This window comes from Caballeronia sp. J97 (assembly GCF_905220305.1).
Lineage (GTDB): Bacteria > Pseudomonadota > Gammaproteobacteria > Burkholderiales > Burkholderiaceae > Caballeronia.
In genome coordinates this window covers 434283-448123 of record NZ_CAJMZL010000002.1, presented here as the reverse complement: position 1 = coordinate 448123, position 13841 = coordinate 434283, and the positions used below count along the sequence as shown (strand labels likewise).

The window sequence follows — 13841 nt, the reverse complement described above, 5'->3', positions numbered from 1 at the left end:
TCGGCCGCGCCGCGAAGCTTATTGCGCCGATCGCGAAATCCTTAGCCGGATTCCTTGGTTGGGACGCATGGCGCGCGCCGCTACGATGGCGCTTCGCCTTTATCGAAGTCCGCCATGCCCCGCTATCTCGACGACGCCCAACGCCAGGAACTCCAGTGCCAGCGCGAAAGCTGGCGGTGGCGCAGCGAATGGCCGACGTGGGCGGTCATCGTCGCAATCTACGGCGGCTGGTTCGCCGTCGCGTTCAACGCGCGCGCGATCGGGCTCGTTCCGGCCATCGCGCTGCTCGCGGTGCTGTCGTGCTGGTACATGTCGCTGCAGCACGAGCTGATGCACGGTCATCCGACGCGCTGGCCGCTCGTCAACATGCTGCTCGGCATCGCCCCGCTCGCGGTGTGGTTTCCTTTCGAGGTCTATCGCGAATCCCATCTGCGTCATCACGACGATGCGCATCTGACCGAGCCGGGCCGCGATCCGGAAAGCTATTACGTGACGCCCGAACAGTGGGCGAACGCTGGGCCCGTCTTGCGCGCCGCGCTCGCCGCGCGCAATACCTTCGCGGGGCGCATGCTCATCGGGCCGTGGTTCTCAATTGCGGCGTCGTGGCGGGAAGCGGCGCAGGCCGTCGTCGAGCGGCGCTGGCGGATCGTCGCGAGCTGGGCCGTCCATGTCGCATCGCTCGTGCTGCTCGCGAGCTGGCTCGAAACGCGATGCGGCATTCCGTGGCGCGCGTTCGTGTTCGGCGTCGGCTATGCGGCGCTCGCGCTGGCGTCGATCCGCTCGTTCCAGGAGCATCGCGCGGCGGAGCGGGAAAGCGAACGCACGGTCGTCAACGAAGCCGCCTGGCCGTGGCGCCTGCTTTTTCTCAACAATAACTTCCACGCCGTGCATCACGATCTGCCCGGCGTGCCATGGTTCGCGCTCGGCCGGATCTATGCGCGCCGGCGCGACGCGTATCGCGCGAGCAACGGCGGCTTCGTCGTGCGCGGATACCGTGAGTGGGCGAGCCGCCACGCGTTCGCGCGGGCGGCGGAGCCGGTGCATCCGCTCGCCGCTCCGCAGGCGCGGGCCAGCCGGACACGGAATGCGCGCGGCGGGGATACGGCCAGCCTCGCGAGCTGACGCGCCGCCCTGTACGATTCGTCATCGACCTCCGCTGCCCCTCCGGATGCACTGGCTCGCCGCCCTGCCGATGTACAACGTCGCGCCCGCGCTCGCCGCCGACTGGCGCGAGTTGCTCGCGCATGTCCGCGAGCGGCTCGCGGACTGGCTGAGCGCGCGCGGCGATACGCTCGAGATCGTCGATCCCGGTTCTGACCTCACCGCCTTCTGGCTGCGCGACGATGTGCTGCTGTCGCAAACCTGCGGCTATCCGCTGGTGCATGCGCTCGCGAATCGCGTGCGGCTCATCGGTGCGCCGGACTTCGATGTGCCCGGCTGCGACAACGGCGCCTATCGCAGCGTGATCGTTGTCGGCGCGCATGTCGCCGCGCAATCGATCGAAGACTGCCGCGGTCTGCGCGCAGCCTATAACGACGACAATTCCAACAGCGGCATGAACTTCCTTCGCCACACCGTGGCCCCTTTGGCGCAAGACGGACGGTTCTTCGCCTCGGCGACGAAAACCGGCGCGCATCTCGCATCGCTCGCCGCGCTCGCCGATTCGCGCGCCGATATTGCCGCGATCGATTGCGTCACGTTCGCGTTCGCGCAGGCACATCTGCCAGAATTGGCGGCAACCGTGCGGCCGATCGGGACGACCGCCAGCGCGAGCGCACTGCCGTTCATCGCGTCGATGCTCGCGCCACGCGATTCGATCGACATCATTTTCGACGCGCTCGCCGGAGCGCTCGATCGCGACCGCGCGCTCGCCACACGGCTGAGGCTCAAAGGCATCGTGAGGCGCACGCAGGCGGACTACGCGTCGATTCTCGACTACGAACACGCAGCCATCGCGCGCGGCTATCCGCGCCTCGCCTGACCGAAGCGCGCCCGCCCGATCCGGCAGATTCTCCGGAGTTTCGGCACAATCGGCTTTTTCAGCGCGCGCCAGCGGCGCGGTGCTCATGCATCGCGATCCGGCACGCTTTCGGAAAGCCGCAATGATCCCCTTCTCGCTTCTCGACCTTTCGCCGGTTCCGCTCGGCTCCACGCCGGCCGACGCCTTCGCCCATTCACTCGATCTCGCCCAGCATGCCGAGCGCTGGGGTTATCTGCGCTACTGGCTCGCCGAACATCACAACATGACGGGCATCGCCAGCGCGGCGACGGCCGTCGTGATCGGCCATATCGCGGCGGGCACCCAAACGATCCGCGTCGGCTCGGGCGGCATCATGCTGCCGAATCACGCGCCGCTCGTGATCGCCGAGCAGTTCGGCACGCTCGCGTCGCTGTTTCCGGGACGCATCGATCTCGGGCTCGGACGCGCGCCCGGCACCGACCAGACCACCGCGCGGGCGCTGCGCCGCGACCTGCACGGCAGCGCCGAGTCGTTCCCGGACGATGTGGTCGAGTTGCAGCGCTATTTCGCCGATCCCGTCGAAGGCCAGCGCGTGCGCGCCGTGCCCGGCGCCGGGCTGCATGTGCCGATCTGGCTGCTGGGCTCGTCGCTCTTCTCGGCACAGCTCGCGGCCGCGCTCGGGCTGCCGTTCGCGTTCGCGTCGCATTTCGCGCCCGACTATCTGCTGACCGCGCTCGAGGTGTATCGCAAGCAATTCCGGCCATCCGCGACGCTGCAAAAGCCCTACGCGATGGTCGGCGTGAACGTCTTCGCCGCCGATACCGCCGACGAAGCCCGCTTCCACTTCACGTCGCTGCAACAGCAATTCATCAATCTGCGCCGCGGGACGCCCGGACAGTTGCCGCCGCCGGTCGAATCGATTGCGTGGAGCGACGCCGAGCGCGCGGGCGTCGAACATGCGCTCGCGTGCTCGGTCGTCGGCGCCCCTGCCGATGTCGAAGCCGGCCTGCGCTCTGTGATCGGGCAGACTCAGGCCGACGAACTGATCATCACCGCGCAGATCTTCGATCACGCCGCGCGCCTGCGCTCCTTCGAACTCGCGAGCCAGGCACGGGACGCCATCGGCGCAAGCGCCTGAGCAGGCGCACGAGCAGTCGCCGCCCGGACAATAAAATAAAGGGTCGCAAGGCTTCGTTGGGCCTCACGCTGGACGTGCGCGCTTTTGACAGGCAATAATGAGATACCGGAGGGCGGCGCTGGCCGCGACGCCTTTCGCGTCTGCCTTATTCGCCAAGCCGACACTTCGTAAATGCGTGCCCGAAATTCGTGCACGCTGGTGGTCGACGCGGCGAAACAACAACAACGACGTCGCAAGACGGGAGGAAGAATGTCGATGCCGAGAAGCGCCGCCACTGGCGCCATGACGCTCCTGACGGAATACGATGATGCCAGCGGACAGGAAGTGCGTTCGCTGCGCCTCGAACCGGCAGCGGACGGCAAGGCCGTACTGCTGATTGAAATCGACGAGCGCAAACCCGGCATTCACCGCGAAGTGCGTTATGAAATTACGCCCGCGGAACTGATTGCCGCCATTCGCGCGCACGGTGCGGAATTACCGGGGGAACAACACAGTCGTTAAAACGTTTTAATAGTTGCCGCAAGCAGCATACAATAGAGTTAAGCGAGGTTTTCGGCCACCATGTCGTATCGGCGGCACGGACTTCGCCATCGGTTCGTGGCTCCCCGACGTGACTTCCCGCGCGCTCCCCGACACGCGCGTCCGTCACGGCGATGCTCGGGCGGGCGAACGTTCGCATTCGTGGCAATGCCCACATTAAAGGCAAAGTCACCGGCGAATTAATAGGCTGCGGTAAATACACTAATTGACGCGAGGCACTCACTGCGTCACGCTTCATAAAACACATATATTCAAGTCATCGAACCGCCCCGGTCCGCGCGGGGTATCGGTTCGCCCTTTGAAAATCAAAAAGCTGAATCAGGAAAGCCGTGGACGAAAGAAAGCGAGACAGCATCATTGCGTATTTGCGCAGCCGAATGGCTGAGTTCGGCATTACGGAAAGAGCGTTGGCCGAAGCATTGGCCGAAGCGCCGGTGGTGAGCGCGCCACCGCCCTCCTTCACCAAGACCAACGGGGCTCATGGCGCGTCCAGGGCGAAGCGGCCGATGCCGCAATTGCCCTTGCTACCGCGTTCGGTAGAAGACGGCGCGCCGATATTCCGAAACGCGAATGGCGACACGTGGGACGGCCTCGGCGATATGCCCGAGTGGCTCAAGCGCGCGGTGCACGCCGGGCAGGACATCGAGTTTTATCGCGTTTGAACAGTCGTCGACGATTCACCGCGATCCGCTCGCGGCGGATGACGCACGCCGCCGATGGATGCGCATCGACATGAGGCGAGCCTTGCGCGCCGCAGCGAACACGCGTTGAAACGGACGCGCGCGTCATTGCGCGCCGCGTAGCGTTCGACGCGCTGCCCATCGCGTATTTAATGCCAATTGGCAGCTTACATAGGCAATTCACTGAGATTTATCAAGCCCAAAAAATTTTCGCCGATGGTTGCCCATCGCGCCTGAAAACGTTTATTGATACTTCTCTGTAAGTCGGCTCGCCAAGACGAGCCACGCATCGACCTCACGTCAAGCACGCCCGATCAAGTCCCGCCGTCTCCATTCGACAAGGGGGCACGCATGAACACATACGGACGCCGCAACGTTGCATCCAACGCTCACTCGCATCGACCGGTACGCCTACGAGCGCCGGGCGTCGGCGCCGGTTCGCGCCGCCGCGCCTGACGTCCTGGACGATCGCACGTAATCCGAACGATCGAGCGGCGCGCGCCATGCTCTCCCGTCCCGACACACTGCCGAGCGTCGTGCGACGCATGACGGCCGGACGCATGCTGCTCGATGGCGCATCGGTCGAGGCGGTGGCCGAGCAGTTGCATCTTTCCGTGCAGACGGTGCGGCGCTACAAGGCGATCGTCACCGAAGGCGGTCTGGACGCGCTCGCGAAGATGGGCGTGGGCGGGCGCGCGTCGGTGCTGGATCGCGAGGCGCTCGACTGGATCGCCGCTGCGCTGCGCGGACCCGCGCGCGAGCACGGCTTCGCGAGCGATACGTGGACCAATGCGCGTCTGCGCGAGCTGATCGAGCGGCGCTATGGCGTGCGTTACTCGCGGGTCTATATCTGGCAGATCGCAACGAACCTCGGGCTCGGACATTTGCTGTCGAAATCGCGTCGCTGAGCGCATCGAAAAGTTTTTCAACACGACACGGAGGCACTGCATGGTTCGCTCGTCAACTCGTCACTCGTATCGCTCGTTCACGCGCGTCATGATGTGCGTGGCGCTCTCGTTCTCGGCCATCGGCGGCTCGTCGGCGCAGGATGCCGCGTCGGAACCCGTGGCGCGCGGCGCGGCCGCGATCGCGCAAATACAGGCCCGCGTGGTCGGCATCGACCCGGCGACCAACAGCGTGTCGCTGCAAGGGCCAGCCGGGCGCGTTGAGGAAGTGGCGGTCGATCCGCAAATCGGCGATGTCAAGAAGCTGCAGCTCGGCGATATCGTGAACATCGAATATCGCAGCGCGCTGCTCGTGCGCGCGACGAAGGTCAAATCGAACGGGATACGTGAGCGTATCGACACGCAGGCGACGATCCCCGCATCGGGCGGCGTGGCGGCGCAGGCCCGGGTCGTCGAGGTGATCGGGACGATCGAGCGCGTCGACACGAAGAAGCGGCGTGTGACCTTGCGCGGGCCGAACCACACGGTGACGCTCGACGTAGCGCCGGACGTGTCGCTCGCGGGAATCAAGGCGGGCGATATGGTGCACGCGCAGTTCGAGTCGGCGACGGCCGTGCAGGTGATCCGGGGCGGCCAGGCGATCAAATGATGGTGTGCGGTTGTCCACAGATTTTGTGGAGAGCCTTGTGGATAGCCGTGGGAGCATCGACTCAACTCGCTGATCGGAAAGGCTTTTCCGTCATGCGTCGACAACGCGGCAAGTGCTGAAAAACGAAACGCCCCGAAGGGCGTTTCGTCATCCTCTCAGGTACGAAGCGAATTCTCGCTCCACCTCAGAAATTGAAGTTGTCGATATTCGCGGCGTCGAACGTAGTCGGCGGCCCGAGAATCACTTCCCCGCTCTTGCCGACCGTGCGCTTGCCCAGCTTGCCCGCATCGAACGAATCGCCTTCCTTGCCGGTGATCGTCCCCGACGCGAGATTTGCCGCGGCGAACGCGGCGAGATAACCCAGTTGACCCGGATCCCACAACTGGAACGCCTTGACCGTGCCGTTCTTCACGAACGCGCGCATCTGGTTCGGCGTGCCGAGCCCCGTGACCACGACCTTGCCCTTCGCCGGCGAGCTCGATATGTAACGCGCCGCTGCCGCGATCCCGACCGATGTCGGCGCGACGATGCCCTTCAGGTTCGGATATGCCTGCAACAAGCCTTGCGTCTCGACGAAAGACTTCTGATCGTCGTCGTTGCCGTAGGCGATCTTCACGAGCTTCATCTTCGAATACTCGGGCTTTTTCAACTCCTCCTGCATCCACTTGATCCAGGTATTCTGGTTCGTCGCATTGGGTGTTGCCGAGAGGATCGCGAATTCGCCCTCGCCGCCGATCAGCTTCGACAGCAATTGAATCTGCCCGCGCCCGATCGCTTCCGAGTCGGCCTGATTGACGAAGATCTGCCGGCCGTCGGGCGCCGTGTCCGAATCGAAGGTCACGACCTTGATGCCCTGCGACATCGCCTTCTTCAGATACGGCACGACCGCGTTGGCATCGTTCGCCGCGATCACGATCGCGTTCTGCCGCTGCGTGATGAGCGTGTTGATGTAACTCACCTGCGACGACGCGCCCGCATCCGACGGACCGACCACCTTGCCGTCGCCCTTCATCTCCTTGATCGCGGCCATGCCGCCGTCGTCGGCGATCACTTCGTAAGGGTTGTTGATCTGCTTCGGCAGGAAGGCGATCTTCAGGCCGCTCTTGATGTCGGCGGCGCTCGCGGAGAGCGCGACGGTCGCGGCGAGAAAGGCCGCCGCCAGCGCCGGGCCGCGCAGGAATCGATAGGTCTTGTTCATGTCGGAAAGTCTCCTGTCATTGCGCATGAGTGCGCTGGTTTTGAACGGACGCCACACTGGATCAAAGCGTCTGCGCCATCAGACGCTTCTCGCGCGCCGCCCGCCAGCGCGCGACGAGATTCGGTATCAGCACGGACGAGAGCAGCAGCGCGCCCGTGACGATGGTGAGCGTCTCGCTCGATACATCCGCGAGCGTCAGCGCATTGCGCAGCACGCCGATGATCACGAGCGACAGCAGCACGCCGATCATCGAGCCGCGTCCGCCGAAGATGCTCACGCCGCCGAACAGCACCGCCGCGATCACGGAAAGCTCGAAGCCCTCGCCGTTGTCGCCGCGCGCGCTCGTGAAGCGCAACGTGTAGACGATGCCCGCGAGCGCCGCCATCGCGCCCGACATCATGAAGAGCCTGAGCTTCGTCTTCGCGACGTCGATGCCCGAGAACTGCGCGGCCGTGGGATTCGCGCCGATCGCGAAGAGGCTGCGGCCGAAAGGCGTCGCCTGCAGCAGTACCGTGAAAACGATCGCGCCCGCAATGACCAGGACGAAAGGCATCGGCAGGAAGGTGTTGCCGACCGTGTCGATGCCGAAGGCCGTGTACGACGCGGGAAAATCCGCGATCGCCTGATCGCCGAGCAACACGTAGGCAAGACCGCGAAAGAGCGCGAGCGTGCCGATCGTCACCGCGAGCGAGGGCAGATTGAAGCGCACGATCACGAGTCCGTTGAGCAGGCCCGCAAGCGCGCCGAACAAAAGCACGAGGACGATCACGAGCGGCATCGGCAAGCCCATGTGCCACAGCACGCCCATCAGCGCGCTCGATGCGCCGAGCACCGACGCCACCGACAGATCGATCTCCGCCGCGACGATGATGAGCGTCATCGGCAGCGCGATCAGCGCGATTTCGGTGAAATCCGCGAGCATGTTCGAGATATTCGCCGCCGACAGAAAGAGCGGCGACAGCACGCGCCCCGCGACGAGCGAGACGACGAGCACGATCGCGAGCATCGCTTCCCATTGCAGGTGACGGCGCCTCGTCGTGGACAGAGCGGAGTCGGGTTTAGCCATGATCGCGTTTCCTCATCATGCGGCGCGCGACCGAGCGCGCGAGCAACGTATCGAGCGCGATCGCCGCAACGATCAGCGCGCCTTGAATCGCCTGCTGCCAGAACGGCGACACGCGCAACACCACCAGTGCGATGTTGATGACGCCGAGCACGAGCGCGCCGAGCGTCGCCCCGGCGATGGTGCCGACGCCGCCCGTGATCGCGACGCTGCCCACCACCGCCGCCGCGACCACTTGCAGTTCGATGCCCTTGGCCGTGCTGGCATCCACAGTCCCGAAGCGCGCGAGCCACAGCACGCCCGCGAGCCCCGCGATCGCGCCCGAGAGCAGAAAGCCGATCATCACGCGGCGATCCACGCGAATGCCCGCGAGACGCGCGGCCTCGGGATTCGAGCCGATCGCATAATGCTCGCGCCCGCCGCGATACTGCTTCAGATACACCGACAGCGCGATCAGCACGACGAGCGCGATCAGCACGAGATTCGGCACGCCGGCGAGCGAGCCGGTCGCGACGGACGCGAACGCGTCGGGCAGGCTCGTCGCGTTGATCTGGCCGCCGTGAACCCATGCGTAGTCCGCGCCGCGCACGATATAGAGCGTCGACAGCGTCGCGACGAGAGACGGCACGCGCCCGAACGTGACGAGCGCGCCGTTCACCGCGCCGATGAAGAGGCCGATGCCAATGCCCGCGAGCATCGCGACGATCACCGGCATGTGCGGGAACATCACGAAAAGGCTGCCGACCGCATACGCGCTCACGCCGACGACCGAAGCGACCGACAGATCGATATGCCGCATCAGCATCACGATCGTCATGCCCGCCGTCAGCAGGCCGATGATCGATACGTTGAGCAGCACGTCGCGCAGATTCTGCAGATTCAGGAAGTCCGGCTTCACCGCGGCCGTCGCGCCGATCAGCACCAGCAGCACGATGAAGAGCGTCAGTTCGCGGCTCTTCGCGATCGTGATCGCGAGACTTTCCCGTCTGGATTCGGCCGGCGGCATCGCGGGTAGCGTCGGAGAGTGTCGTGTCATCATGCTGCGCGTCCCAGTGAGGGTGGCGTCGCGCCGAGTGCGGCGCTCATCACGCGTTCTTCATTCGCATCCGCGCGGGCGATATCCGCGCTGATGCGGCCTTCGTGCATCACGAGCACGCGGTCGGCCATGCCGAGCACTTCGGGCAGCTCGCTCGAAATCATCAGCACGGCCATGCCTTCCTTCACGAGCTCGGCGAGCGTGCGATACACCTCCGCCTTCGCACCCACGTCGATGCCGCGCGTCGGTTCGTCGATGATGAGCACCTTCGGATTCGTCGCGAGCCATTTGCCGAGCACGACTTTCTGCTGATTGCCGCCCGACAGCGTGCCGACGGGCGCATCGAGATCGCCGGCCTTGAGGCGAAGCCGCTTGCCCCAGTCGGCGGCGAGCATGGATTCGCTTCTCGACGTGATGAGCCCGTGACGCATCAATCGTCCGAGCACGGTCAGCGATGCGTTGCGCGCGATGCTCAACTCCAGCGCGAGGCCCTGCGCGCGGCGATCCTCCGGCACGAGCGCGAGTCCCGCGCGCACGGCCGCCGCCGGCCGCCCCAGCGCGAGCTTCTTGCCGGCGATCTTCACTTCGCCGCCATCGACCGGATCGATGCCGAAGATCGCGCGCGCGACTTCGCTGCGCCCCGCGCCGACGAGCCCCGCCAGCGCGACGATCTCGCCCGCGCGCACATCGAAGGACACGTTCCTGAAGACGCCGTCGCGCGTGAGATTGCGCACCGAAAGACGCACGTCGCCGGGCGTCACATCGGCTTTCGGATAGAACGTGTCGAGATCGCGCCCGACCATTCTGCTCACGATCGCATCGATGCTCATGTCCTGCGTGAGCGCGTCGTGGACTTTCATGCCGTCGCGCATGATCGTCATGCGCTGCGTCAGCGCGAACACTTCATCGAGCCGATGCGTGATGAAAAGAATCGCGACATCGCGCTCGCGCAAGGCGCGCACGATCGCGAACAGCCGTTCGACCTCGGGCAGCGAAAGCGCGGCGGTCGGCTCGTCCATGATGAGCACGTTCGCATCGAGCGACAGTGCCTTCGCGATCTCGACCACTTGCTGATCCGCGATGGACAGCCCGCGCACGAGCCGTTGCGCGCGCAGATTCACGCCGAGCGACGCGAGCAGCGCATCGACCTCGCGATGCATCTCGTCGTAGCGAATCCGCCCGAGGCGATCGCGCGGCTGCCGGCCCATGTAGATGTTCTCGGCGATGGAGAGATCCGCGAAGAGCGTCGGTTCCTGATAGATCACGGCGATGCCCGCTTCGCGCGCCTCGGCGGGATTCGCGAAGCGGCGCGCGACGCCTTCGACGAGCAATTCGCCCGCATCCGGCTGATAGACGCCCGCGAGCAGCTTCACGAGCGTCGATTTGCCCGCGCCGTTCTCGCCGAGCAACGCGTGCACTTCACCGGGAAAGAGTTGCAGACTGCCGTCGCCGAGCGCGCGCACGCGGCCAAACGATTTGCTTGCATGTCTCAGTTCAAGACGTGGCGTCATGTCGTTCCTCAAATGCGGTAAATGCGTTCCGCGTTGCGCACGAAGAGCGCCTGTTTCTCGCTATCGCTCGCATCGGCGACGATCCGCGCATACGCGTTCCACAACGCCGTGTACGTGGCGAACAGGCGATCGACCGGAAAGTTCGATGCGAACATCGCGCGCGTCACGCCGAATGTATCGATCGTCTCGTGCACATAAGGACGCAGGCTCTCGATGGTCCAGTGGTGATCGAACATCGCGAAGCCGCTCAGCTTCACCGCGACGTTCGGGCAGGCGGCCAGCGTGCGCATGCCTTCACGCCACGCTCGATAACCGTGCGTCGAATCGCGATCCACGAACATGCCCGCATGATTGACGATGAACTGCGTATCCGCATGCTCGCGCGCGAGTTGCGCGGCCTCTTCCATCTGCGACGGATACAGTTGCAGATCGAACGACATGCCGAAGCGCTTCAACAATGCGAACTGCTTGCGCCATTGCGGCTCGCGCATGAAATGACGCCCGACGTAGTCGTAGCGCCTGTTTTCATGCACGTTGAGGATCTGGCGGATGCCGCGCGTATTGGCGAACGCCGCATGCGCTTCGAGCACGGCGGGCGCATCGTCCGCCGACAGATCCGCGCCCGCGACGATGCCGTTCGGCATGCCGCGCCCCGCTCCATCGGCAATGCCCTGCAGCCAGCGCGTTTCCTCGACGAAATCGGCGGGATCGTGATTCGCATCGACGTGCACGAGCTTCAGCACTTCGATGTCTTCGGCATCGCGCAGCAGATCCGCGAGCAGATAGTCGTGCTGCAAGTCCCGCGCATCGCCGACGAACGATGTCTGCGGATTCGCGAGCCAGGGGTAGTGATGCGTCTTGAGGTCCCACATATGAATGTGCGGATCGACGACCTGCATGATGGCGTTCCTCGCGAAAGAGGCGAACGTTTCAGGGAAGATGAAACACCTGTGCGAGCGGCACCGCGACGGGCGAGTGGTCCGCGTGCGTCTCCATCAGCTCGGCCATGAAGTCCCACCATTTGCGCATGATGGGCAGCGCCGGCAGCGCATCGGTCGTATGCGCGTCGGTGCGCTGATAGATGGCGAAGAGATGCCCGGTCGATTCGTCCAGAAAGATCCGGTAGTCGCGGATGCCCGCGTCGCGCAGCGCATCGGCCAGCACCGGCCAGATTTCGCGATGGCGCTTCTCGTACTCGTCGCGCATGCCCGGCTTCAGGATCATGCGAAATGCCACTGTCTCCATGGCGGGCCGCCTTCTTTTGATTGGTGAATCCCTGTGTTCGGGAGTCGTTGTGCTGCGACTATAATTCGCCGACCGATAACACGACAATCCGATTGCAGGATTGGCCGATCGCAAAAACGTATCGCTGCGCCGTATCTTCGCGCGGTTTAAAGCGGACTGTCGAATGAATCAGAACGTGTCCCCGAGTGTGTCGCCGAATGCGCTGGTGAATCGGCTGAAGTTCAAGCACCTGGCGCTCCTGGTCGCGCTCGATGACGCGCGCAATCTGCATCAGGCGGCCGAGACCATCAACGTCGCGCAGCCGAGCGCGAGCCGGATGCTCGCGGACATCGAGGAAGCGTTCGGCTTTCTGCTGTTCGAACGCAATGCGCGCGGCATGCAGCCGACGCCGCTCGGCACCGCCGCACTCGCCTACGCGCGCCGCTCGCTTGCGGACCTGACGCGCTTCGCCGACGATCTCGACGCCAAGCGCCGCGGCGGCCACGGTCAACTGACGGTCGGCGCGATCATGGGCGCCGCGCCCGACGTGCTGGCGATGGCCGTCACCGAACTGAAATCCGAACGCCCGCTGCTCAACGTGCGCATTCTCGGCGAGACGAGCGATCAGGTCGTGCAGTTGCTGCATCGCCGCGAAGTCGATCTCGCGCTCGGGCGTCTCACCACGCCTCTGCAGCACAACGATTTCGATTTCGAGCCGCTCGCGCGCGAGGCGATGCGGCTCGTCGTGCGCGCGGGGCATCCGCTTGCCGGGAAGACGGCGCTCACGCTGGACACGCTCGTCGGCTGGCCGTGGATTCTGCAGCCGATCACGAGCCCCGCGCGGGGCCTGTTCGAAGACGAACTCGCGCGCGCGGGCCTGACGACGCCCGCCGATATCGTCGAATGTGCGTCGATTTTCGCGACGCTGCAGTTGCTGCAGAACAGCGACGCCGTCGCGATGTTGCCGGAATCGGTCGTGCGCGACTATCTGCGCGCGCAATTGCTGATCGAGTTGCCGATCGAGATCGGCAAGAGCCTGGCGGGATTCGGCCTGCTGCGGCGAAAGTTCGAGACCTTGAGCGAGCCCGCCGAGTACTTCATCGCGCTGTTGCGCAAGTACTCGGCCTCGTCGCCCTGATGCCGCGCTATTGAAGGTTGACGAAGAGCCCGCCATCGACGAGCAGCGACGCGCCCGTCACGTAGCGCGCGCGATCCGACGCGAGAAACACGACGCACTGCGCGACATCGTCGGGTTCGCCGAGACGCCCCAGCGGGATGCGCTTTTCCATGTAGGCGCGCTTTTCCGTGTCAGACAGGTCGTCGGCGTTGAGGTCCGTCGCGATCGTGCCGGGCATCACCGAATTGCAGCGAATGCCGTAGGCCCCGAGCGCGATCGCGCAGGATTGCATCAGCGAATGAACGCCCGCCTTGGTCGGCGTGTAATGCGTCTGCATGCCGCCGCCGACGAGCGCGCTGATCGAACTCGTCGCGACGATCGCGCCGCCCGTGCCCTGCGCCTTCATCTGGTTCGCGGCGGCCTGCGTCACATAGAACGCGCCGTTCAGATTCACGGCGACCGTGGTTTCGTAGACGGAAGGCGGCATGTCGAGAAACGCGTGAAACGGACAGATGCCCGCGTTGCTCGACAGCACGTCGACGTGGCCGAAAGCCTCGACCGTGCGCCTGATCAGCTCGATGCCGGTATCACGCTCGGCCACGTCGCCTTCGACCGCGATCGCGCGCCGCCCGAGCGCCTCGATCTCGCCGACGATCGATTCCACCGCAGAGCCCTTCCCGTAGGATTTGTCGTTGTCGCCCCAGTAGTTGATCGCGACATCGGCGCCTTCGCGCGCGCTCGCGAGCGCGATCGCACGGCCGATGCCGCGCGAGCCGCCCGTCACCACGACGACCTTGTTTTCCAGCAGCATGAGAAGCCT

At 64.9% G+C, this 13841-nt stretch carries 15 protein-coding genes; 8 read left to right on the top strand and 7 right to left on the bottom strand.

From position 1 onward, the window contains the following. Nucleotides 1–114: 114 nt before the first annotated feature. The 7 genes from U4Y90_RS06490 to U4Y90_RS06460 all read left to right on the top strand — a co-directional run bounded on the left by U4Y90_RS06490 (nucleotide 115) and on the right by U4Y90_RS06460 (nucleotide 5872). Entirely contained in the window at nucleotides 115–1122 is a 1008-nt protein-coding gene (locus tag U4Y90_RS06490; protein WP_321793386.1) for a fatty acid desaturase, read from the top strand. Between the two features lie 46 nt (nucleotides 1123–1168). After that, on the top strand, nucleotides 1169–1981 hold the full coding sequence (locus tag U4Y90_RS06485) for a phosphate/phosphite/phosphonate ABC transporter substrate-binding protein (protein ID WP_321793384.1): 813 nt from the start codon (nucleotides 1169–1171) through the stop codon (nucleotides 1979–1981). Nucleotides 1982–2102: 121 nt separating this feature from the next. Continuing rightward, on the top strand, nucleotides 2103–3098 hold the full coding sequence (locus tag U4Y90_RS06480) for an LLM class flavin-dependent oxidoreductase (protein WP_321793382.1): 996 nt from the start codon (nucleotides 2103–2105) through the stop codon (nucleotides 3096–3098). Between the two features lie 255 nt (nucleotides 3099–3353). Next, nucleotides 3354–3599: a hypothetical protein gene (locus tag U4Y90_RS06475; RefSeq protein ID WP_008353523.1), complete on the top strand. Its 246-nt coding sequence runs from the start codon at nucleotides 3354–3356 to the stop codon at nucleotides 3597–3599. Between the two features lie 368 nt (nucleotides 3600–3967). Then, a complete protein-coding gene (locus U4Y90_RS06470; RefSeq protein ID WP_321793380.1) occupies nucleotides 3968–4300 on the top strand; it encodes an H-NS family nucleoid-associated regulatory protein in 333 nt (110 codons plus the stop codon). A 521-nt stretch (nucleotides 4301–4821) separates the two neighbouring features. After that, nucleotides 4822–5226 carry a helix-turn-helix domain-containing protein gene (locus tag U4Y90_RS06465; RefSeq protein WP_321793378.1) on the top strand — a complete coding sequence of 135 codons (405 nt, stop codon included), beginning with the start codon at nucleotides 4822–4824 and terminating at the stop codon, nucleotides 5224–5226. A 40-nt stretch (nucleotides 5227–5266) separates the two neighbouring features. Beyond that, nucleotides 5267–5872, top strand: coding sequence for a copper-binding protein (locus U4Y90_RS06460; protein ID WP_321793376.1), 606 nt, complete (start codon nucleotides 5267–5269; stop codon nucleotides 5870–5872). 184 nt (nucleotides 5873–6056) lie between these two features. On the opposite strand, the gene rhaS is transcribed toward U4Y90_RS06460, so the two are convergent. From rhaS to U4Y90_RS06430, 6 genes are all read right to left on the bottom strand, one after another. Continuing rightward, on the bottom strand, nucleotides 6057–7070 hold the full coding sequence (gene rhaS / locus U4Y90_RS06455) for a rhamnose ABC transporter substrate-binding protein (RefSeq protein WP_321793374.1): 1014 nt from the start codon (nucleotides 7068–7070) through the stop codon (nucleotides 6057–6059). A gap of 61 nt (nucleotides 7071–7131) precedes the next feature. Further along, nucleotides 7132–8136, bottom strand: a complete 1005-nt coding sequence (locus tag U4Y90_RS06450; RefSeq protein WP_321793372.1) for an ABC transporter permease — start codon at nucleotides 8134–8136, stop codon at nucleotides 7132–7134. Then, nucleotides 8129–9169 (bottom strand): ABC transporter permease, encoded by a 1041-nt coding sequence (locus U4Y90_RS06445; RefSeq protein ID WP_415749304.1) that lies wholly within the window; start codon nucleotides 9167–9169, stop codon nucleotides 8129–8131. The genes U4Y90_RS06450 and U4Y90_RS06445 overlap by 8 nt, the downstream gene beginning before the upstream one ends. Next, nucleotides 9169–10680, bottom strand: coding sequence for a sugar ABC transporter ATP-binding protein (locus U4Y90_RS06440; protein WP_321793370.1), 1512 nt, complete (start codon nucleotides 10678–10680; stop codon nucleotides 9169–9171). The genes U4Y90_RS06445 and U4Y90_RS06440 overlap by 1 nt, the downstream gene beginning before the upstream one ends. A gap of 8 nt (nucleotides 10681–10688) precedes the next feature. Beyond that, nucleotides 10689–11579, bottom strand: coding sequence for an amidohydrolase family protein (locus tag U4Y90_RS06435; protein WP_321793369.1), 891 nt, complete (start codon nucleotides 11577–11579; stop codon nucleotides 10689–10691). 31 nt (nucleotides 11580–11610) lie between these two features. Then, entirely contained in the window at nucleotides 11611–11925 is a 315-nt protein-coding gene (locus U4Y90_RS06430) for an L-rhamnose mutarotase (RefSeq protein WP_321793367.1), read from the bottom strand. Between the two features lie 163 nt (nucleotides 11926–12088). Between U4Y90_RS06430 and U4Y90_RS06425 the strand changes: the two genes are divergently transcribed. After that, complete coding sequence (locus U4Y90_RS06425) at nucleotides 12089–13042, top strand: LysR family transcriptional regulator (RefSeq protein WP_321793365.1); 954 nt, start codon at nucleotides 12089–12091, stop codon at nucleotides 13040–13042. Nucleotides 13043–13049: 7 nt separating this feature from the next. Here the strand turns inward: U4Y90_RS06425 and U4Y90_RS06420 are convergent, their stop codons facing one another. Then, nucleotides 13050–13832 carry an SDR family NAD(P)-dependent oxidoreductase gene (locus U4Y90_RS06420; protein ID WP_321793363.1) on the bottom strand — a complete coding sequence of 261 codons (783 nt, stop codon included), beginning with the start codon at nucleotides 13830–13832 and terminating at the stop codon, nucleotides 13050–13052. Nucleotides 13833–13841 lie beyond the last annotated feature (9 nt).

What these genes read in the sequence shown, in the direction of transcription:
- U4Y90_RS06450 (WP_321793372.1), bottom strand. Translation starts at nt 8,136, where the DNA reads ATGGCTAAACCCGACTCCGCTCTGTCCACGACGAGGCGCCGTCACCTG.
- U4Y90_RS06420 (WP_321793363.1), bottom strand. Translation starts at nt 13,832, where the DNA reads ATGCTGCTGGAAAACAAGGTCGTCGTGGTGACGGGCGGCTCGCGCGGC.
- U4Y90_RS06425 (WP_321793365.1), top strand. Translation starts at nt 12,089, where the DNA reads ATGAATCAGAACGTGTCCCCGAGTGTGTCGCCGAATGCGCTGGTGAAT.
- U4Y90_RS06480 (WP_321793382.1), top strand. Translation starts at nt 2,103, where the DNA reads ATGATCCCCTTCTCGCTTCTCGACCTTTCGCCGGTTCCGCTCGGCTCC.
- U4Y90_RS06430 (WP_321793367.1), bottom strand. Translation starts at nt 11,925, where the DNA reads ATGGAGACAGTGGCATTTCGCATGATCCTGAAGCCGGGCATGCGCGAC.
- U4Y90_RS06445 (WP_415749304.1), bottom strand. Translation starts at nt 9,169, where the DNA reads ATGACACGACACTCTCCGACGCTACCCGCGATGCCGCCGGCCGAATCC.
- U4Y90_RS06435 (WP_321793369.1), bottom strand. Translation starts at nt 11,579, where the DNA reads ATGCAGGTCGTCGATCCGCACATTCATATGTGGGACCTCAAGACGCAT.
- U4Y90_RS06475 (WP_008353523.1), top strand. Translation starts at nt 3,354, where the DNA reads ATGCCGAGAAGCGCCGCCACTGGCGCCATGACGCTCCTGACGGAATAC.
- U4Y90_RS06460 (WP_321793376.1), top strand. Translation starts at nt 5,267, where the DNA reads ATGGTTCGCTCGTCAACTCGTCACTCGTATCGCTCGTTCACGCGCGTC.
- U4Y90_RS06490 (WP_321793386.1), top strand. Translation starts at nt 115, where the DNA reads ATGCCCCGCTATCTCGACGACGCCCAACGCCAGGAACTCCAGTGCCAG.
- U4Y90_RS06485 (WP_321793384.1), top strand. Translation starts at nt 1,169, where the DNA reads ATGCACTGGCTCGCCGCCCTGCCGATGTACAACGTCGCGCCCGCGCTC.
- U4Y90_RS06440 (WP_321793370.1), bottom strand. Translation starts at nt 10,680, where the DNA reads ATGACGCCACGTCTTGAACTGAGACATGCAAGCAAATCGTTTGGCCGC.
- rhaS (WP_321793374.1), bottom strand. Translation starts at nt 7,070, where the DNA reads ATGAACAAGACCTATCGATTCCTGCGCGGCCCGGCGCTGGCGGCGGCC.
- U4Y90_RS06465 (WP_321793378.1), top strand. Translation starts at nt 4,822, where the DNA reads ATGCTCTCCCGTCCCGACACACTGCCGAGCGTCGTGCGACGCATGACG.